At 52.0% G+C, this 17,957-nt stretch carries 16 protein-coding genes; 5 read left to right on the forward strand and 11 right to left on the reverse strand.

Annotated features, from left to right (window positions below; translation table 11 throughout):
* The first annotated feature begins 11 nt into the window (after positions 1-11).
* Positions 12-1,184, forward strand: coding sequence for a Gfo/Idh/MocA family protein (locus ACP3TC_RS20530; protein WP_313855017.1), 1,173 nt, complete (start codon positions 12-14; stop codon positions 1,182-1,184).
* A 32-nt stretch (positions 1,185-1,216) separates the two neighbouring features.
* Here ACP3TC_RS20530 and ACP3TC_RS20535 read toward each other — a convergent pair whose 3' ends face one another.
* Positions 1,217-1,996, reverse strand: coding sequence for a TIM barrel protein (locus tag ACP3TC_RS20535; RefSeq protein ID WP_426817143.1), 780 nt, complete (start codon positions 1,994-1,996; stop codon positions 1,217-1,219).
* 198 nt (positions 1,997-2,194) lie between these two features.
* On the opposite strand from ACP3TC_RS20535, the gene ahr reads away from it, so the two are divergent.
* A complete protein-coding gene (gene ahr / locus ACP3TC_RS20540) occupies positions 2,195-3,211 on the forward strand; it encodes an NADPH-dependent aldehyde reductase Ahr (protein WP_313855013.1) in 1,017 nt (338 codons plus the stop codon).
* A gap of 49 nt (positions 3,212-3,260) precedes the next feature.
* Here the strand turns inward: ahr and ACP3TC_RS20545 are convergent, their stop codons facing one another.
* Positions 3,261-4,775, reverse strand: a complete 1,515-nt coding sequence (locus ACP3TC_RS20545) for an MDR family MFS transporter (RefSeq protein WP_313855011.1) — start codon at positions 4,773-4,775, stop codon at positions 3,261-3,263.
* Between the two features lie 85 nt (positions 4,776-4,860).
* On the opposite strand from ACP3TC_RS20545, the gene ACP3TC_RS20550 reads away from it, so the two are divergent.
* On the forward strand, positions 4,861-5,556 hold the full coding sequence (locus tag ACP3TC_RS20550; protein WP_426817144.1) for a TetR/AcrR family transcriptional regulator: 696 nt from the start codon (positions 4,861-4,863) through the stop codon (positions 5,554-5,556).
* 37 nt (positions 5,557-5,593) lie between these two features.
* Here ACP3TC_RS20550 and ACP3TC_RS20555 read toward each other — a convergent pair whose 3' ends face one another.
* The 3 genes from ACP3TC_RS20555 to ACP3TC_RS20565 all read right to left on the reverse strand — a co-directional run bounded on the left by ACP3TC_RS20555 (position 5,594) and on the right by ACP3TC_RS20565 (position 10,151).
* Positions 5,594-7,588: a BCCT family transporter gene (locus ACP3TC_RS20555; protein WP_313855006.1), complete on the reverse strand. Its 1,995-nt coding sequence runs from the start codon at positions 7,586-7,588 to the stop codon at positions 5,594-5,596.
* A gap of 269 nt (positions 7,589-7,857) precedes the next feature.
* Positions 7,858-8,598 carry a nitroreductase family protein gene (locus tag ACP3TC_RS20560; RefSeq protein WP_313855004.1) on the reverse strand — a complete coding sequence of 247 codons (741 nt, stop codon included), beginning with the start codon at positions 8,596-8,598 and terminating at the stop codon, positions 7,858-7,860.
* Positions 8,599-8,657: 59 nt separating this feature from the next.
* Positions 8,658-10,151: an MFS transporter gene (locus ACP3TC_RS20565; protein WP_313855003.1), complete on the reverse strand. Its 1,494-nt coding sequence runs from the start codon at positions 10,149-10,151 to the stop codon at positions 8,658-8,660.
* Between the two features lie 253 nt (positions 10,152-10,404).
* On the opposite strand from ACP3TC_RS20565, the gene rluF reads away from it, so the two are divergent.
* Positions 10,405-11,274: a 23S rRNA pseudouridine(2604) synthase RluF gene (gene rluF, locus ACP3TC_RS20570; RefSeq protein WP_313855002.1), complete on the forward strand. Its 870-nt coding sequence runs from the start codon at positions 10,405-10,407 to the stop codon at positions 11,272-11,274.
* A 181-nt stretch (positions 11,275-11,455) separates the two neighbouring features.
* Here rluF and maiA read toward each other — a convergent pair whose 3' ends face one another.
* Genes maiA through mhbT form a run of 4 tightly spaced genes read right to left on the reverse strand, consistent with a single transcriptional unit; the run spans position 11,456 to position 15,223 of the window.
* Positions 11,456-12,094: a maleylacetoacetate isomerase gene (gene maiA, locus ACP3TC_RS20575; protein ID WP_426817145.1), complete on the reverse strand. Its 639-nt coding sequence runs from the start codon at positions 12,092-12,094 to the stop codon at positions 11,456-11,458.
* Between the two features lie 8 nt (positions 12,095-12,102).
* Positions 12,103-12,804 (reverse strand): fumarylacetoacetate hydrolase family protein, encoded by a 702-nt coding sequence (locus ACP3TC_RS20580; RefSeq protein ID WP_313854999.1) that lies wholly within the window; start codon positions 12,802-12,804, stop codon positions 12,103-12,105.
* A gap of 14 nt (positions 12,805-12,818) precedes the next feature.
* Positions 12,819-13,856, reverse strand: a complete 1,038-nt coding sequence (gene gtdA / locus ACP3TC_RS20585) for a gentisate 1,2-dioxygenase (RefSeq protein ID WP_426817146.1) — start codon at positions 13,854-13,856, stop codon at positions 12,819-12,821.
* 11 nt (positions 13,857-13,867) lie between these two features.
* Positions 13,868-15,223 carry a 3-hydroxybenzoate transporter MhbT gene (gene mhbT / locus ACP3TC_RS20590; RefSeq protein ID WP_313854995.1) on the reverse strand — a complete coding sequence of 452 codons (1,356 nt, stop codon included), beginning with the start codon at positions 15,221-15,223 and terminating at the stop codon, positions 13,868-13,870.
* A gap of 117 nt (positions 15,224-15,340) precedes the next feature.
* Between mhbT and ACP3TC_RS20595 the strand changes: the two genes are divergently transcribed.
* Positions 15,341-16,276, forward strand: coding sequence for a LysR substrate-binding domain-containing protein (locus tag ACP3TC_RS20595; RefSeq protein ID WP_426817147.1), 936 nt, complete (start codon positions 15,341-15,343; stop codon positions 16,274-16,276).
* A 50-nt stretch (positions 16,277-16,326) separates the two neighbouring features.
* Here ACP3TC_RS20595 and ACP3TC_RS20600 read toward each other — a convergent pair whose 3' ends face one another.
* Both ACP3TC_RS20600 and ACP3TC_RS20605 read right to left on the reverse strand, forming a co-directional pair.
* Positions 16,327-16,863 (reverse strand): fimbrial protein, encoded by a 537-nt coding sequence (locus tag ACP3TC_RS20600; protein ID WP_426817148.1) that lies wholly within the window; start codon positions 16,861-16,863, stop codon positions 16,327-16,329.
* Between the two features lie 42 nt (positions 16,864-16,905).
* Positions 16,906-17,955 (reverse strand): fimbrial protein, encoded by a 1,050-nt coding sequence (locus ACP3TC_RS20605; protein WP_426817149.1) that lies wholly within the window; start codon positions 17,953-17,955, stop codon positions 16,906-16,908.
* Between the last annotated feature and the right edge of the window lie 2 nt (positions 17,956-17,957).

Here is a 17,957-nt window from a genome sequence, read left to right on the forward strand (position 1 = left end):
GGGGAAATAGAATGATTAACGGTTTAAAACCTCTCGACCGCTCGCTACGCTGGGGCATGGTTGGCGGCGGCGGCACCAGCCAGATTGGCTATATCCATCGCTCCTCTGCACAGCGCGACGGCACTTTTGCCCTGATAGCCGGTGCGTTTGATATTGATGCCGAACGTGGCAAAGCGTTTGGCACTGCGCTGGGCGTTGACCCGCACCGTTGTTACGCCAGCTACCAGGCGATGTTTGCAGCTGAGGCCGCCCGCGCAGACGGTATTGAAGCGGTGTCGATCGCCACGCCAAACAACACCCATTTTGATATTTGCCGTGCCGCGCTGGAGGCCGGACTGCACGTAGTGTGTGAAAAGCCGCTGTGCTTTACCAGCGAACAGGCGCAGATCCTGGCGGATCTCTGTCGCAGCAACCATAAGATCGTTGGCGTCACTTACGGCTATGCCGGGCATCAGTTGATTCAGCAGGCGCGCGCGATGATCGCCGAAGGACTGCTCGGTGATATTCGGATTATCAATATGTCGTTCTCGCACGGCTTTCACAACCAGGCGGTAGAACGGGAGAATCCCAGCACGCAATGGCGTGTCGATCCCCGCTATGTCGGGCCGAGCTATGTACTGGGCGATCTGGCGACCCATCCGCTGTTTATTGCCGAAACCATGGTGCCCGAGTTATCGATTAAGCGCCTGATGTGCTGTCGCCAGAGCTTTGTGAAAACACGCGCGCCGCTGGAAGATAATGCGTATGTATTAATGGAGTATGACAACGGTGCCGTCGGCTCGATGTGGTGCTCGGCAGTTAACTGCGGTTCGATGCACGGCCAGAAAGTACGGGTAATTGGCTCAAAAGCCAGTATTGAATGGTGGGATGAACAGCCGAACCAGTTGCGCTACGAAGTTCAGGGGGAGCCGGTTCGCATTCTCGAACGCGGTATGGGGTATCTCACACCGCGGGCGCTGGAGGAGGATCGCATTGGCGGCGGGCACCCGGAAGGTCTGTTTGAAGCCTGGTCGAATCTCTACCGCCGTTTTGCCATTGCGATGGACGCCACCGATCGCGACGATCGGGCACTGCTGGAAGATTTCTGGTATCCCGATGTTTATGCCGGACTGATGGGCGTACGCTGGGTAGAGAACTGCGTACGCTCGGCAGATAATAACGCCAGCTGGGTGGAGTTTCGCTAATACTGCCGCCCCGCTGCGGCGGGGCGCATCGATTAGCCACTAAAGCAGTCGCGGAACTGTTCCAACGCTTCCACGTCGTCACCCAGCGCCCAGCCTTCCAGCGCCACCACGCCACGGTAATCGATCTCATTCAGCACGCGGGCAATGGCACGATAGTTAATTTCACCGGTTCCCGGCTGATAACGGCCCGGCACATCCGCGACCTGAATCTCACCAACTGCTGGCGCACTGCGCTTCAGCAACGCGATCAGGTTGCCTTCACCAATCTGCGCATGATAAAGGTCGAGATTCATTTTCAGGGCCGGACTGTTCACCGCTTCAACCAGCGCCAGGGTATCACTGGCTTTGGCAAATGGCGTGCCGGGATGGTCAACCGCAGTATTAAGGTTTTCCAGCGTAAAAACTTTTCCGGCTTTCTCTCCCATCGCGGCCAGCTGGCTCAGGGTCTGACGCGCCTTTAACCACATCGCGCCACTCACCACTTCGACCGGCTCAACCGGTAATCCTTTTTCATCAAGGCCGGTGCCGTGCAAATTGAGTCCGGGGCAATTGAGCCGCTGCGCCACCGCCAGCGATTGTTCAGCACTGTTCAGTAACGCGGCAATCTGCCGGTCGTCAGTCAGATTACCGGACAAATAGCCGGTCATGGAGGTGAAGCGCGCACCGGTCGCCACCAGCGCATCAATATCTTTATTGGCCCAGTTCCAGATCTCCACACCAAATCCCAGCCTGTCGATACGCTTCACCCGCTCGATAAACGGTAACTTCAAAAAGACCATTTCCGCACAGACCGATAACGTGTAACTCGCCATTTTTTATCCTCGCTACGCTTTCAGTTAATCCTCGTGGCATCGTAATAAAATGAACATATCGGTTTTTTATGTCAATAAAATAAATATTTCATCTAAAATTCTGCGCCGCCCTGGCGAAAACAGCCATTGCGGACACTCATTGCCCGGCCCAAGCCGCTACACTGTTATCTGAACCAAAAACTGAATCTGAGGTGAAGTGTGAAAATCAAAAGCTACGCAGCTATGGAAGCCGGTAAGGCTCTGGAATTGTACGAGTACGATGCGGGCGCGCTGAGTGCAGAGGAAGTTGAGGTTGAGGTCGAATACTGCGGCGTTTGCCACTCTGACCTGTCGATGATTGATAATGAATGGGGCATTTCCAGCTATCCGACCATTGCCGGCCATGAAGTGATTGGTCGCGTGTCCGCACTGGGTGAAGCCGCCAAAAATAAAGGCTTATCCATTGGACAACGTGTTGGTATCGGCTGGACGGCGAAAAGCTGTCAGCACTGTGATGCCTGTATTAATGGCGAGCAGGTTAACTGCCAGCAGGGCACCACCCCGACCATCCTTAATCACGGTGGTTTTGCTGAGAAGCTGCGTGCCGACTGGCAGTGGGTGATTCCATTACCGGAAAAACTGGATGCAGCCAGCGCAGGCCCACTGCTGTGCGGTGGCATTACGGTGTTTAAACCGCTGCTGATGAGCAATATCACGGCCACCAGCCGGGTTGGCGTAATCGGCATTGGCGGCCTTGGCCATATTGCAATTAAGCTGCTGCGTGCCCTTGGCGCAGAAGTGGTGGCATTCAGCTCCACTGCCAGCAAAAAGCAGTCGATTCTTGATATGGGTGCCGATGAAGTCGTCAACAGCCGCGATGCAGAAGAACTGAAGAAGCAGGCTGGCCGCTTTGATCTGATTCTCAGCACCGTGGCAGTGGATCTCGACTGGAAACCTTACTTTGATGCGCTGGCACCAAAAGGTAAATTCCATACCGTCGGTGCCGTGATGAAGCCGTTCCAGGTTCAGGCGTTTGATTTGATTATGGGCGATAAAGCGGTAACGGGTTCTTCAACCGGCTCACCAGGCCAGCTGCGTTCGCTGCTGAAACTGGCTTCACGTCGCGATATCGCGCCGCAGGTCGAGTTTTTCCCAATGTCGAAAATCAATGATGCACTGGATCATGTCCGTGCCGGTAAAGCCAATTACCGTGTCGTGCTGAAAGCGGATTTCTGATTATCTGGCGAGCGGTTTTGCACCGCTCGCCAACCCTGCCATTCCGCTATCAGTGCGCGCGCAGCGGCTGATCTTTAATAAACAGCGACAGCAAAAAAGCCACCGCCATCACACAACCCGCAATCAGATAAACGTTATGGATCGCGCCGCCGAATGCCGCAAGATAATCAGCTTGTATGCCATCAGGCAACTGACGAATCGCTTCTGCTCCCATCGCCTGTGGTAAGGCGGTTCCCTCTGGTATCAGCGCCATTAAACGCGTTTGCAGTGAATGGGTAAACACCGCGCCAAATGCGGCTACACCAATCGAACCACCGATGGAACGAAACAGCGAAGTACTTGAGGTCGCCACGCCAATCTCTTTCGGCTCAACGCTGTTTTGCGCCGCCAGCACCAATACCTGCATCACCATGCCTAAACCACAGCCCAGTAGCGCGATATACAGATACAGCCTCGACATGGCGTCGGTATTTTTCAGCGTGCCCAACAGCAGCATCGCGACCAGTGCCAGTAAGGTGCCGGCAATCGGGAACAGCCGGTATTTACCGGTTTTACTAATAATCCTTCCGCTAATCACCGAGGTCATTAACAACCCGCCCATTAGCGGCAGCAGCTGTATGCCGGCTTCTGAAGGAGTCGAACCTTTGACTACCTGCAAATAAAGCGGCAAAAAAGTCACCGAGCCCAGCAGCGCCATACCAATAATTAAGCTTATCAGGCAGCCGAGTAAAAAGGTGCGCTGACGAAAAAGATGCAATGGGATAATCGGTTCCGCCGCCAGCCGCTCTTCGTAAATAAAACCGCCGAGGCAGACCAGTCCGAAAGCCAGAATGCACCAGAGCTGGCCCGAATCCCAGGGCATTACCGACCCCCCCTCGGTGGTAAACAGAATGATGCAGGTCAGCGCACCGGCCAGATAGAGCGCCCCCAGGTAGTCAATCTCATGCTTAATTTTAGTCGCCTGCGGCTGAAATACCGCACCAATCACCAGCAGCGCAACCAGGCCGAGCGGTAAATTAATAAAGAAAATCCAGTGCCAGGAGAAATGTTGCACCAGAAAGCCGCCGATCAGCGGCCCGACCACCGTTGCCAGCCCAAACACGCCACCGAATAAGCCCTGATAACGACCACGGTCGGCGGGCGGCACCACATCGGCAATCGCCGCCATCGTTACCACCATTAATCCACCGCCGCCTAACCCCTGCAATGCGCGCATCAGAATCAGCTGAGTCATATTTTGCGCCAGCCCGCAGAGTACCGAGCCAAGCAGGAATATCATAATCGCGATTTGTAGCACCCGCTTACGGCCAAACAGATCGCCAAATTTGCCATACAGCGGCACCGCGATGGTCGATGAGAGTAAATAGGCCGTCACCACCCACGATAACTTTTCCAGCCCGCCGAGTTCGCCAACAATGGTCGGCAGCGCGGTGGATACAATCGTCTGGTCCAGTGCTGCCAACAGCATGACCAGCAGCAATGCCGAAAACAGCAGCCGTATCGACGGAGCCGGAGGGATGGCCGGTTTATCGCTTGCTGTCGAAGAAGAGTGATGCGCTGTCATCGCGTTAGTAACCTGCTTGATATTAATTAACAAGGTAATTAATATATGGGTAAAATTTATCTCTGGTCAATGGATCGCATAACCCATGGCGAGTAAAAAAAGCGTAAAACCGGCGAAGACTAAGATTGAAACACTTGATAATTCAGGTATTTCTCCGCGAAAACCGGGTCGACCTGCCGGAGGAGCAAAAGGTGCGGATCGCCGTGCATTGCTGCTGGAAACCGCGCTGACGCTGTTTGCCCGTCAGGGAATTGCCGATACACCATTAACCCTGATCGCCCGTGAAGCGGGCGTCACGCCAGCGATGCTGCATTACTACTTCAATACCCGTGAGCAGCTGCTCGATGTGCTGATTGAAGAACGTTTTTTGCCTATCCGCTCCTCTTTTCGCAATCTGTTTCAGGATCCTGATGCCGATCCGGTCGCGACGTTAACGCAGCTTGCCGAGCAGTTTATTGATATCTCGGTTAAGCATGAATGGTTCGCTCCACTGTGGGTGCGGGAGATTATCAGCGACAGCGGAATGTTGAAAAAGCGGATGGAAGAGCATTACGGCGACAGCCAGAGAAAGGCCTCTTTGCAGTGTCTGACTCGCTGGCAGCAAGAGGGAAAACTGAATGCCGATATTAATCCGGAACTGATTTTTATCTCACTGTTCGGGCTCACTTTTTTGCCGATGGCCTCTGCCCGGGTATTAAGTCAGCCATCGGGAAGCCAGCCCGATGCCAGCCAGCTGGCGAAACACGTGGTTGCTCTGTTAATCAACGGCCTGCGGCCGTAATGAAAATCGCCCGCTAACGCGGGCGATATCACGGTAATTAACGCACCAGGTGCAGAAAGTGCAGATGCTTCTCATACTGGTCGAGAATATCGTGAATAATCTGTTCCTGCGTCCAGCTCATAACATCGTAATCCTGGCCACCTTCCTTCAGATAGACTTCGGCACGATAATATTTATATTCCTCATCGCGCTCCTCATCTTTCAGGCCAGCCAGTGCGAACGCCGGTTGCAAATAGGCGCGCAGGCGCACTTCATACACAAAGTTAAGGTCCTCGCCCATATTCACCTCGAAACGAATACGGTCGTCCTCGCTGTCATTGGTTGAAGAGACAGTACCCTGTTTTGCCAGCTCTGCCTTCACCATTTCCATCGCCGGCTGAATCACCTCGGTCATAAAACGTCTGACGTTAGAGCGTTTCGGGTACCAGGCGATTTTGCGCAGTCGCTGCTGCCAGGAGATCGGATTACGTGACGCCGTCGGCGCGATAGTGGTCATCTGCTGGCTGTCGCGTTTATAAGCGTCAACACGTAGCGCTTTAAACAGGCCATAAATTGAGACCAGTAGAATTATTGAGAATGGCAAGGCACTGGCAATAGTGACGGTTTGCAGCGCGCTCATTCCCCCCGCCAGCAGCAGAGTGATAGCCACCACGCCCATCAGTCCGGCCCAGAAGATACGCTGCCAGATCGGCGTATTCTCAGTACCATCAGCCGCCAGCGTATCCACTACCATTGCACCGGAGTCAGCCGAGGTGACGAAGAACACCACCACCATCGCCATGGCGATAAACGACAGGATATTGCCGAACGGGAAGTGTTCAAGGAAGTTAAACAGCGCCAGCGCCTGGTCATTCTGCACCACATTAGCCAGTTCGCGAGCGCCTTTTTCCATGATCAACCAGATGGCACTGTTACCAAAAAACGTCATCCACAGCAGGGTAAAACCGGCCGGTACAAACAGTACACCGGTAACAAACTCGCGGATGGTACGCCCACGAGAAACCCTGGCGATAAACATACCGACAAACGGTGACCAGGAAAGCCACCATCCCCAGTAGAGTAGCGTCCATCCTCCTAACCAGGTATTAGACTTTGGCTCATAGGCATACAGGTTAAAGGTCTTACTGATGATTTCAGAAAGATAACCACCGGTATTTTCCACAAAGGATTTCAGTAACAGTACCGTCGGGCCAAGCGTACCGACCAGCACCAGCAATAATACCGCCAGCCCCAGATTAAGTTCGGAAAGAATACGGATGCCTTTATCCAGCCCGGATACCACCGAAAGGGTCGCCATCGCGGTAATAACGACAATCAGAATCACCTGCACAGTCTGATTAATCGGCAAGCCAAACAGATGGTTCAGCCCGGCATTAACCTGTAAAACGCCATAGCCCAGTGAGGTTGCCACGCCCAGCACGGTGCCAATCACCGCGAAGATATCCACCGCATGGCCAATCGGACCATTAATACGATCGCCGATAATCGGGTACAGCGCCGAGCGCAATCTCAGTGGCAGGCCGTGTCGGTAGCTGAAAAATGCCAGGATTAACGCCACTATGGCGTAAATACCCCACGCATGCAGCCCCCAGTGAAAGAAGGTAATACGCATGGCTTCTTTCGCGGCTTCAACGGTTTCAGGTGTTCCAACCGGCGGAGCCAGGTAGTGCATCACCGGCTCGGCGACGCCAAAGAACATCAGCCCGATACCCATCCCGGCGGAAAACAGCATCGCAAACCACGATACATAGCTGAAATCAGGTTGGGCATGGTCCGGACCGAGTTTAATGTTGCCGTAACGCGATAAACCAAGATAGGCCACACTCAATAAGATCAAGGCGACCGCGAGAATGTAAAACCAACTGGCATTGGCAAACAGGCTCCCTTGTAATGCCTTAAGCTGTTGGTCTGCCACTTCAGGAAAAAGGGCGGCGAATCCCACCAGAATAAAGATCAGAATTGCTGATGTGTAAAAAACGGGGGGATGAATATGACTTCGTTTAACCGGCTTATCTGGTGCAATGTGACTCATAAATTACCTGTTATAATTAAAAACAATTCTAAATGTAACAAGTCACTATGGTTCATCAATTCCTGATATGCAACTGAACCTGATGAAAAAACATCTGCAAAATCTGGAGAATTACCGCTTTGGCGTGTTTTCCTGCTTTTCCAGCGGTTAACTCAGATTCTTCCATTGGGGGATACGCTTAACGGAGGGTGGCCCGGCAGTGAACATAACAAACGGAACAGCGCAGCAAACCAGCAATAAAAAACGGAGATTTCTCTCCGTTTTTTTTGTTATTTATCAGTACCAAAGCCCTGTTGCCTGATGGCCGGGGCAACCTGAGGAAAATAGATCTTCTCATAGTAACTGCTGACGCTTTCGCTCCAGGATTCACCTTCCGTACGGCCAATCTTTTTCCAGTGCTGCGTCAGTTGCTGATTATAACTATCAATCTTCTCCACGAGGCCTTGAGTGCTGTACTTCTCGTGATGTACAAATGTTTCCAGCGGCAGACGCGGCTTAATATGAGCAGGCTGATCGACATAACCAATTGAAATCCCGGCGACCGGGAAAGTCATCTCCGGCAGGTCTAAAATTTCGATCATCTGCTGCGGATTAATTCTGATGCCGCCAATTGGCACGCCACCTAATCCTTCCGAACGTGCAGCTGCCAAAGCGGAAGCCAGGGCGATGCCAACATCGGTCGCGCCAGAAATCAGGCTCTCAATACTCTGATGTGCAATCTGTTGTTTACCGATTGCCGCCATTCCCTGTGCGCTTTTATACATATCCAGCACAAAAATCAGAAATGCCGGTGCGCGCGCGATCCACGGCTGGCCGCCCGCTAATGCCGCAATTTTTTGCTTATGCTCTTTATCCTGAACGAGGATTACCGATACCTGCTGCGAGTTAACCGAAGTCGGCGCGTGATACGCCGACAGGATAACTTTATTTAAGATCTCGTCCGCAATCGGCGTTTCTAAAAAACTTCTGTCACTACGGTGTTCTGTCAGTACTTCAACAACGCTTTTCATAACTGTCTCCTGAGCTTAAGGCGACATTCTAGGGCGATTGAGCGAAATGCTATTTGCCACTATGTGCCCGGGACTCTTTTCGGCCTGCGCAGCGCGCGTTTTAATCCCATCAGGCTGATAATCAGCAAACCAGCCGCCGCAATCAGTACCGCCAGAAAAGCCTGATCAAATGCGCTACGGGCCAGCTGCACCAACATTTCAGCTTTATCATTGCTCAGCGTAGCGGCAATGCGTAACGCCTCGTCAATGCTGTCATAAGCGCCATTGCCATTAACCACTCCCGGCGGCAGAGCTAACCCGTGGCTGTAAACCGCAGTCATTAATCCCCCCAGCAGCGTTACGCCAAGTACGCCGCCCAGTTCCCATGCCACATCTTCAATCGCCGCCACCATACCGGCTTTTTCTTCCGGCGTGTTCAGCATAATCGCCGTTGAAGCCGCGGTAAAAGTGCCACCGAGACCAAAGCCGATAATAAACAGGCTGATCAACTGTAAAAGCATATCGCTGTGAGCCAGCAGCACCTGAGCGATAATCCCTAAGGCCGTCAGGGTAAAGCCACCGAGGATAATGCGGCGCTCGCCGAGGCGCGGCATCAGCTTCCCCGCCAGCGGCGCGCCAAGTGCCGCTGCAACCGGCACCGGCAACATAAACAGCGCCGCCATCAGCGGAGACAATCCCAGTACCAGCTGTAAACGCTGAGTCAGTACCAGCTCAATACCGGTCAGCGCAATCATCGAGATAACCGCAATGGCGACGCCGCTGGCAAAATAGCGATTACGAAACAGTGAGAAATCAATCATCGGCTGCGCTGAATGTTTTTGCCGACGGACAAACAAAGCGAGAGAAAATACGCCCACCAGCGCCGCGATTAACAGAGTAATCAGCGATACATCGATTTTACTCAGCTCTTTCAGCGCATAAATCACGCCCACCAGACCTACCATCACCAGCAGCGAGCCGATGACATCACAAGGTCGACGTTGATTGCTGCTTCCGGCGGGAATCAACGCCCAGGCAAAGGGAATCACCATCAGTACAATCGGTACGTTGATTAAAAATACCGATCCCCACCAGAAATACTCCAGCATCACGCCACCCAACACCGGGCCAAGTGCCGCACCACCAGAGGCTACCGCCGCCCAGATTCCAATCGCCATCGCGCGTTCACCTTCATCAATAAATACCTGACGAACAATCGCTAACGTGGCGGGCATCATTGCCGCCGCCCCCACCGCGAGGAACACCCGCGATGCAATCAGCATCTGCGCTGAGGGTGAAAACGCCGCACACCATGATGCCAGCGCAAACAGCGGTAATCCGGTCATAAACAGTCGCTTATGCCCGATACGATCGCTCAGCATACCGGCACCGGGCAACAGCCCGGCGACGACCAGCGGATAGGCGTTGATAATCCATAACTTCTCAGACGCGGAAGCATCCAGCGTCTGCATAATACGTGGCAATGCGGTGTACAGGACCGTCATATCAACAACGATCAAAAAAAGTGTGCTGGTGAGAATTGCCAGTATCAGCCAGCGTTTATTGGCGTGCATAAAAGTGCCTCTGAATCTCAGCTTAAGCTGCCGATCAAAATAGGTGTTGTTAAAATTGAGCAACCGCTCAAGGCCGCACGATAATTGAGCGAGCGCTCAAAATCAAGCTCAGGCAGATGACGATTTAGAGATTGTTGAGAAAGTGAGTGAAGGTGTGAGGTTTAGTGGATGATAAACCGTAACGTCGATTCCCCCCGCCAGGCTTCGCAACATGGCGGAGGTAGGGTATAGTCCGCTTTTTTACGGAGGAACCATGCTGACCAACTCATCCATTCGTCTTAACAAATACATTAGCGAGAGCGGGATCTGTTCTCGTCGCGATGCCGATCGCTATATCGAACAGGGCAATGTTTTTATTAACGGCAAACGAGCTACGGTTGGCGCTCAGGTATTTGCTGGCGATGTGGTGAAAGTAAACGGTCAGCTTATCGAGCCACGTGATGAAGAAGACCTGGTACTTATTGCGCTGAATAAGCCGGTTGGCATCATTACTACCATGGAAGAAGGTGAGCGCGACAACATCAGCGATTTCGTTAACCACAGCAAACGCGTATTTCCAATTGGCCGGCTGGATAAAGACTCCCAGGGCCTGATTTTTCTGACTAACCACGGCGATCTGGTCAATAAGATCTTACGTGCCGGGAACAATCACGAAAAAGAGTATGTGGTCACGGTAAATAAACTGGTGACGGATGAATTTATCCACGGCATGAGCGCAGGCGTACCGATGCTCGGCACGGTGACGAAAAAATGCAAAGTGAAGAAAGAAGCGCCGTTTGTCTTTCGTATCACTCTGGTGCAAGGACTGAACCGCCAGATTCGCCGCATGTGTAAACACTTTGGCTATGAAGTCACCAAACTTGAGCGCACCCGCATTATGAACGTCAACCTGAAAGGGTTGCCGCTCGGTGAATGGCGTGATTTAACCGACGATGAGCTGATTGAGTTATTTAAGCTGATTGAAAACTCTTCGTCTGAAGATAAACCGACGAAGAAAGCACAAGCCAAGCCAGCCGCTAAAAAACCGACGGTTAACCGGCCAAAAATCGCCGAAAAGCCTGAAGGCAACGCGGCTTCCCGTAAGCGCTTTGCACAGCCCGGACGTAAGAAAAAGGGCCGCTAAAATCGTCCATCCTGCTCGTTGGCTGAAGCCAGTTGCAGACGCTCTATTGCAAACGTCTCTCCCTGGTGTGGTGTGGCGTTGACTGGTCCGCAACCAGCTTCAGCCAACGAGCAGGCATTTAACAAGCTATAACATTGATGTCGATACCCACGTCGACTCACTTTGCCCTGCTTAGGGTTACTCAGATTTTTTCAGGTTGATTCTCCGGTGCCGCCGCGATAAAAGCAGGTAACCGAATGCAGGTTTCATACACCGTGCGGCAACGCGGATAATCTCTGAGATCGCAACCCATTCGCAGCGCGTTCGCCCATTGTGGAATCAGACAACAATCAGCCAGTGTCGGCACATCCCCGACGCAGAATTGCCCTGATGAGTTATGTTGCAACAATTGCTCTACGGCGCTTAGCCCTTGCCGAATCCAGTGATCGTACCAGCGTTGTTTCGCTTCTTCAGTAATGTGTAATTCTTCACTCAGGTAATCTAATACCCGCCGGTTATTGATCGGATGAATGTCGCAACTGATGGCACCGGCAATTTCCATTACCCGCATACGGTGCGGATCTTCCGCCGGTAACAGCGGCGTTAACGGGTAATGCCTGTCCAGCCAGTCAATAATCGCCAGCGACTGCCCGAGCGACTCGCCTTTATCCGTTATCCACGCCGGAACCAGTCCCATCGGATTCAGGCGGCTGAACTCTGCTGTTTTCTGTTCGCCCACGCGAATGTTGACCCCGATGGACTGATAATCGATCCCCTTCAGTGCCAACGCAATACGTACGCGGTACGAAGCAGAGCTATTAAAAAAACCGTACAACTTCATTTATTACCTCAAACAATTTCCACAGCAATCGGGGTCAAGCCTTCAATTTGGCCGATGATTACATCCCCCTTCACCACTGCGCCAACGCCTTCCGGGGTGCCGGTAAAAATCAGATCGCCAGGTTGTAGTTCGAAAAAACCGGACAGATAGCTGATGGTCTCATTGACTGACCAGATTAAGTGGCGAATATCGCTACGCTGACGATCTTCGCCGTTAACTTGCAGCCAGACAGGCGCAGCGTTTACGCTGGCAACCCCGGCAGCTTTGTGTATCGGCGCAATTGGGGCAGAGAGATCAAACGCTTTACCGATCTCCCACGGGCGCCCCATTTGCCGCATCTCCATTTGGCGGTCGCGCCGGGTCATGTCCAGACCGGTGGCATAACCCCAGATATATTCGGCGGCGCTTTCCAGTGGAATATCGCGGCCTTTTTTACCAATCGCTACCACCAGTTCAATTTCATAGTGATAATTGTCGGTCTGTGTCGGATAGGGCAATTTCAGCGTTTCACCGGCAGCCACGGCTACCGTCGCATCCGCCGGTTTGCAGAAGAAGAATGGCGGTTCACGATCGGGGTCAAAGCCCATTTCACGGGCATGAGCGGCGTAATTACGTCCGACACAATAAACCCGATGTACCGGAAACTGTTCACTGCTGCCGGCAACCGGCACGGTGACAACCGCAGGTGGTTCAAAGACATATCTGGTCATTTATATTTCCCTGATTAATAACGAGCTTCACGAAATAAGCCCAACGCATCCTGTACTGGTCGATCTGAAAAACTGAACAACACCGTTTCATCGCGGCTCTGAAAAGACACCTCATGCCATGTTGGCACCACGAAAATATCTTTCGCCTGGAAGTTAAAGCTCTGTCCGCCGATAGTGACCTGGCCAGCGCCTTCCACCACATGATAGATAGTGCTGTCGGTGGAGCGTGCAATACGGGAATCAAACCCCTTTGGCAGCAGTTGCAGGAAGGCAGCGATAGACGGCATCGGATATCCTCCGGTTACCGGATTGATATAACGCATCTTGTAGCCATCCCACTCATCAGCCTCAGTCAGAGACATCAGATCGTGCAAAACCTCACGACTGCGGTCATAGCGATAGTTGAAGATTGGCGATGAATTTCCCACCTGGTGGCGTAGCGGCAGCATATTGGCAGCGTAACGCGGCAAATAATCGCCCTCTTTGCGCATCACCGGCTGCTGCTCTTGCGGATGATCTTCCGCAAAACCGCAGCCGAGATAATTGACCAGCGGTAAATCCAGACCATCCAGCCAGATAACCGGTTCATCCCCTGGATTACCGTGGTCGTGCCAGCGCCACTGCGGTGTCAGAATAAAATCTCCTGGCTGCATCGGTGTGCGCTCGCCATCTACCGCAGTGAATGCTCCCTTACCCTCAACAATAAAGCGCAATGCCGACTGGTTATGGCGATGACTTGGCGCAATCTCTCCCGGCAGAATCAGCTGCAACCCGGCATACAACGAGGCGGTAATCGAAGACTGACCGCGCAGCATCGGGTTCTCCAGTACTAATACCCGCCGCACCGCCTCCTTTGCGCCAATCAGCTTTCCGCTCTTCAGCAGCAACGGCCGCACCTCCTGATAGTTCCAGTACGCTGGCGCGCAGTTAGCATTCGGCGTCGGTGGCACCAGACGATGCAGTGACTCCCACAGCGGGGTGAGATTGTGCCCGGAAATATGCTGATAAAACTGCTGACGACCGTTTTCACTACGCTGATTGCTGTTTGACATGAGGAATATCCTTATTCATTCACCACGCCCATCCGGGCAGTTTCAGGTACAGATACCTTCCGGCGGGCAACCCGCGCCAGAACAGTAAGCATCACCATGCAGATGGCGGCGGGAACCGCGATAATGATAAACAGAGTGGCGAAAGAGAAATTCATTGCCATCATCATGCCGCCGCTGAGTGAACCGAAGATCGCCCCGCAACGCCCCACGGCGCTTGACCAGCTGACTCCCGTCGCACGGCTATGGGTCGGATAGAGTGTGGCAGTCAGCGCATTCAGGCCGACCTGCGATCCACTAATACCGATGCCGGTGCCAAAAATCGCCAGCGCCATAAACCACAAGTAGCTTTCGCTCTGGCCAATCATCACGATGCACAGCGCTCCCAGCGCATAGCTCATCGCCAGCACCTTGTAGGGGTTCACTTTGTCCATCAGCGCCCCCAGCAATAACGCGCCTAAGGTGCCACCGATCTGGAAAGCTGCGGTGATCCAGGAAGCGTGCTGTAAATTGATGCCACGTTGATTAAGCAGGGTTGGCAGCCAGCTGGAGAGCAGATAAATGATCAGCAGGCTCATAAAGAAGATTACCCATAATATAAGCGTGATCGCTAACTGACCGCCGCTGAACAGCTGCTGAATACTGCCTTTCTCACTCGCTGCCGGCTCATTCAGCCAGAATTGGGTATTTTCATAGCGCTCGCCGGTTATAGCACTCAGAGTGCGGGCAACAACGGCAGCTGGCAGCTGGCGACGCACCTGCCAGTGAGGTGATTCCGGCAATAGCACCAGCAGCGCAATAACCAGCATTAATGGCAGTACGCCGCCCAATATCAGGATGCCCTGCCAACCGATATGGGGAATCCACTGCGCGCTGATCACTCCGCCTAAGGCCGAGCCCAGCGTAAAGCCACAAAACATCAGGGTGACCAGCGTACCGCGCCGCCGCGCCGGTAAATATTCTGACGTCATGGTGATCGTGTTAGGCATCGCGCCTCCCAGCCCGAGGCCGGTTAAAAAGCGCAGTATCACCAGCGTTTCCAGATTGGGCGAAAAAGCCGAAAGCAGACTGAACGCACCAAACACCACCACACACCACTCAATGACACGTTTGCGTCCAAAGCGGTCGGACAGCGGGCCACACAGCAACGCCCCCATTGCCAGCCCCAGCAGCCCAACGCCAAATAAAGGTGCCAACTCGCCAGCAGTCAGCTGCCAGTGAGCACGAATATCTGGCGCGATAAAGCCAATTGCCGCAGTGTCAAAACCGTCCATCATCACAACCAGGAAACAACAGATGACAACGCGCCACTGCGTTGCGCTAACGGGAGCGGCGTTGATCAGTTCCTGTATTTCACGTCGTTGCGTCATAAGGAATGCCTCGGTCAGAGAGGAAAGGTTGTTTTTTATCTGCCGAGATACTGTTTCGGATAGAAAGAGAAGTACAATGGCTTTTGTGACAATGACATAACATGGAGGTTATATCAGATGGCTAACTGGACGCAGAAACTGAAGCTGCATCATCTCAAAATGCTGGTTGCGCTGGGTGAACAGGGAAACCTGACACAAGTGGCGAAAATGATAAGTATCACCCAGCCCGCGCTGTCAAAATGGCTGACGCAGCTGGAGGACGATATCGGGATTCGACTGTTTGAGCGTCACAGCAAAGGGCTGCGCACTACTCAGGGAGGCAAGTTGCTGTTGCAACATGCGCAGCGGCTGATCAAAGAAATGGAGCGTTCACAGTTTGAAATGGAGCGGTTCAAACAGGGCGGCGATGCCGGTTGCCTGAAAATTGGTTGTTCACCGGTCGCCACCGATTGCGTGGCACAAGCGATTCTGTCTCTGTTACGGGAGATGCCAGGGCTGCACCTCAATATCGAGGAAAAGGTGATGACGCCTCTGCTTGATGAGCTGCTCTCAAGCGGGGTGGATGTGGTGGTGGGGCGTGTCGGAGGACGCGCGTTACAGCTGCCGCTCAATTATAAGGTGCTGTATACCGAACCCGTCTGTTTCGTCGCCCGTCCGGCTCATCCATTAGCCAGCCGACAATACCTTAACTGGAACGATCTCGCCCCCTGGCGCTGGATTGTCTGGCCTGGCGGCACGCCGATTCGGTTAAGTATCGATCGCAGCCTGGCGGATAACGGGGTGATGTTTCCGGAAAAAATTCTCGAATCGGCCTCAATGAACGTGACCAGCCATCTGCTGCAAAGTAGCGATATGATCTCGATTCTCTCTTTACGCCTGGCCGAACGCTATGCCAGCCAGGATAAGCTCGCGATTCTCAATCTGCCACGCATTGAGCAGAAAGGCAGTGTTGGCGTCTTCTGGCGCAATAATGAAGCGCCTTCACCCGCGCTGAACTGCTTTCTGGCACACCTTAACCGCAGTGTCGCTGTAGGGGCCTGCCGCCAGAATTAGATACAACAGTCAGTGAGATAAAATGCGTGATGAAAATAACTACAGAGCATTTAATTATACGTCAGGTTTATCAGCACTGTGGTACTGATATTTCCTGAGGTGGCCTTTCCCTGAGTACTATAAACTCGCGCCCGCAACGGAAAATTAACTGATTTATCACTGGCTACTTTTATATTCATGGTAGTCTTGTCGCCCAGATTACTGCCCGTTTCAGCGTTTTGTAACTGTACAGCAACATTTTTTGCGTACTCATCTCCAGTGGCATTCGCATAAATTGTGCTGTCAGAACTGTCGGCATTACCTGAAAAAGTCGCTGTCACACTTGAGGTTCCCGTCGGACATTTGCTGAGGGTGAAGTTAAAAGGTATCCAGTCTGAATAAGAATTGGCATTAATTAATTTTACTGACGGAATTTTCTGCCCCAGATTGATATTGTACGTACCGCTATTATCGATGTTGCAGGATGAAGCAGCAACCCTCCCAGTAATATTAATCGTCACATTGTCGGCAGCAAATGTCTTGACGCTTAATAATAGAATCAGCGGAACTAAGATTAGTTTACTCATTAATTTTAATAAAAAAGTCATAAAAGATCCTTCACATGAGCACCATCACCACACGCTGATTTATTATTGATAAGTCAACGTCATGGTTGCTGTTGCATTGGCGCTACCTGGCTTAACCGTTTTTTGGGTCTGAAAATACCTTGCAGTAAAAGCTCCCGGTGGAAATTCCTGCCCACCTTCTGATGTTTTTAGCACTACATTAGTATTATTTTTCAATGGCGTAGAGCCATACAATAATTGTATGCCAACACCAGTAGCAACATCAGGGTTTCCTTTACCTGTTAATGCGATAACACTATTGTCAGCCGTATCTTCGTCCTGCGTAAAATTCATTGTGGCGTTGATTCTGGCTCCGGCATCGCAACTCAGCCCCACCGTAAACAGGCTGTCGCCTTTAGTCGATCCAACAGCATTAAAAGTATCAGCAAAAACAGTGTCCAGAGGGACAGTAACGTTAGAGCTACTGACAGAACAGGCCAACACTTTTACAGTTGCTGTGAGGTTCACTGGAATAGTCAGCAATATTGGCCCGTTTACCGTCCCTTGTCTCAGGACAACATTGGCAACTCTGCCAGAAATATTTCCGGATAGCATGGGTTGCTCGGTCTTAATAAATTGGAATAAGTTCTGTATATAAATCGGATAGGGACCTCCAGAACCACTATTCCATAATCCCGTCAGATTGATTGTGTTATTACCAGATCTGATGTAATAGCCTGTTCTGCCGGGATCACTTAGCCCCCCACTGACTCCCATAATTAAGCCTACGCCGTTGACACCTGTCGAGAAGACGGCCTTATTTCCAAAGATTGGTGTTTTTGTACTGTTCGGAATTGCTGACTCTAAATTTATGTAAAAACTGTCGTTATTTTTTATTGAGCAAGAAGCAACTTCCTGCATGTTACCGCTTAAAACATTAGAAAATGATTCACCGACAGATTTATCACGCTGGACAGATATTGTCCCCCCCGAGACAGAAATGCTGTTAACATTCTTTGTACAGGTAACTGACGCTAAAGCGTTATTTCCGGTAATTAATAATAGAAAACAGGCTAACCCTGTAATGGATTTAAACGAGTTATTAATCAAAAAATATATTTTATACACCAGCATAT

Origin of the sequence: Winslowiella sp. 2C04, assembly GCF_050037805.1 — a bacterium.
Lineage (GTDB): Bacteria > Pseudomonadota > Gammaproteobacteria > Enterobacterales > Enterobacteriaceae > Erwinia > Erwinia toletana_A.

Bases quoted from the DNA above. Each gene is read 5' to 3' on its own strand.
- ACP3TC_RS20530 (WP_313855017.1), top strand. From the start codon at position 12: ATGATTAACGGTTTAAAACCTCTCGACCGCTCGCTACGCTGGGGCATG.
- ACP3TC_RS20535 (WP_426817143.1), bottom strand. From the start codon at position 1,996: ATGGCGAGTTACACGTTATCGGTCTGTGCGGAAATGGTCTTTTTGAAG.
- ACP3TC_RS20545 (WP_313855011.1), bottom strand. From the start codon at position 4,775: ATGACAGCGCATCACTCTTCTTCGACAGCAAGCGATAAACCGGCCATC.
- ACP3TC_RS20550 (WP_426817144.1), top strand. From the start codon at position 4,861: ATGGCGAGTAAAAAAAGCGTAAAACCGGCGAAGACTAAGATTGAAACA.
- ACP3TC_RS20555 (WP_313855006.1), bottom strand. From the start codon at position 7,588: ATGAGTCACATTGCACCAGATAAGCCGGTTAAACGAAGTCATATTCAT.
- ACP3TC_RS20560 (WP_313855004.1), bottom strand. From the start codon at position 8,598: ATGAAAAGCGTTGTTGAAGTACTGACAGAACACCGTAGTGACAGAAGT.
- ACP3TC_RS20565 (WP_313855003.1), bottom strand. From the start codon at position 10,151: ATGCACGCCAATAAACGCTGGCTGATACTGGCAATTCTCACCAGCACA.
- rluF (WP_313855002.1), top strand. From the start codon at position 10,405: ATGCTGACCAACTCATCCATTCGTCTTAACAAATACATTAGCGAGAGC.
- maiA (WP_426817145.1), bottom strand. From the start codon at position 12,094: ATGAAGTTGTACGGTTTTTTTAATAGCTCTGCTTCGTACCGCGTACGT.
- ACP3TC_RS20580 (WP_313854999.1), bottom strand. From the start codon at position 12,804: ATGACCAGATATGTCTTTGAACCACCTGCGGTTGTCACCGTGCCGGTT.
- gtdA (WP_426817146.1), bottom strand. From the start codon at position 13,856: ATGTCAAACAGCAATCAGCGTAGTGAAAACGGTCGTCAGCAGTTTTAT.
- mhbT (WP_313854995.1), bottom strand. From the start codon at position 15,223: ATGACGCAACGACGTGAAATACAGGAACTGATCAACGCCGCTCCCGTT.
- ACP3TC_RS20595 (WP_426817147.1), top strand. From the start codon at position 15,341: ATGGCTAACTGGACGCAGAAACTGAAGCTGCATCATCTCAAAATGCTG.
- ACP3TC_RS20600 (WP_426817148.1), bottom strand. From the start codon at position 16,863: ATGACTTTTTTATTAAAATTAATGAGTAAACTAATCTTAGTTCCGCTG.
- ACP3TC_RS20605 (WP_426817149.1), bottom strand. From the start codon at position 17,955: ATGCTGGTGTATAAAATATATTTTTTGATTAATAACTCGTTTAAATCC.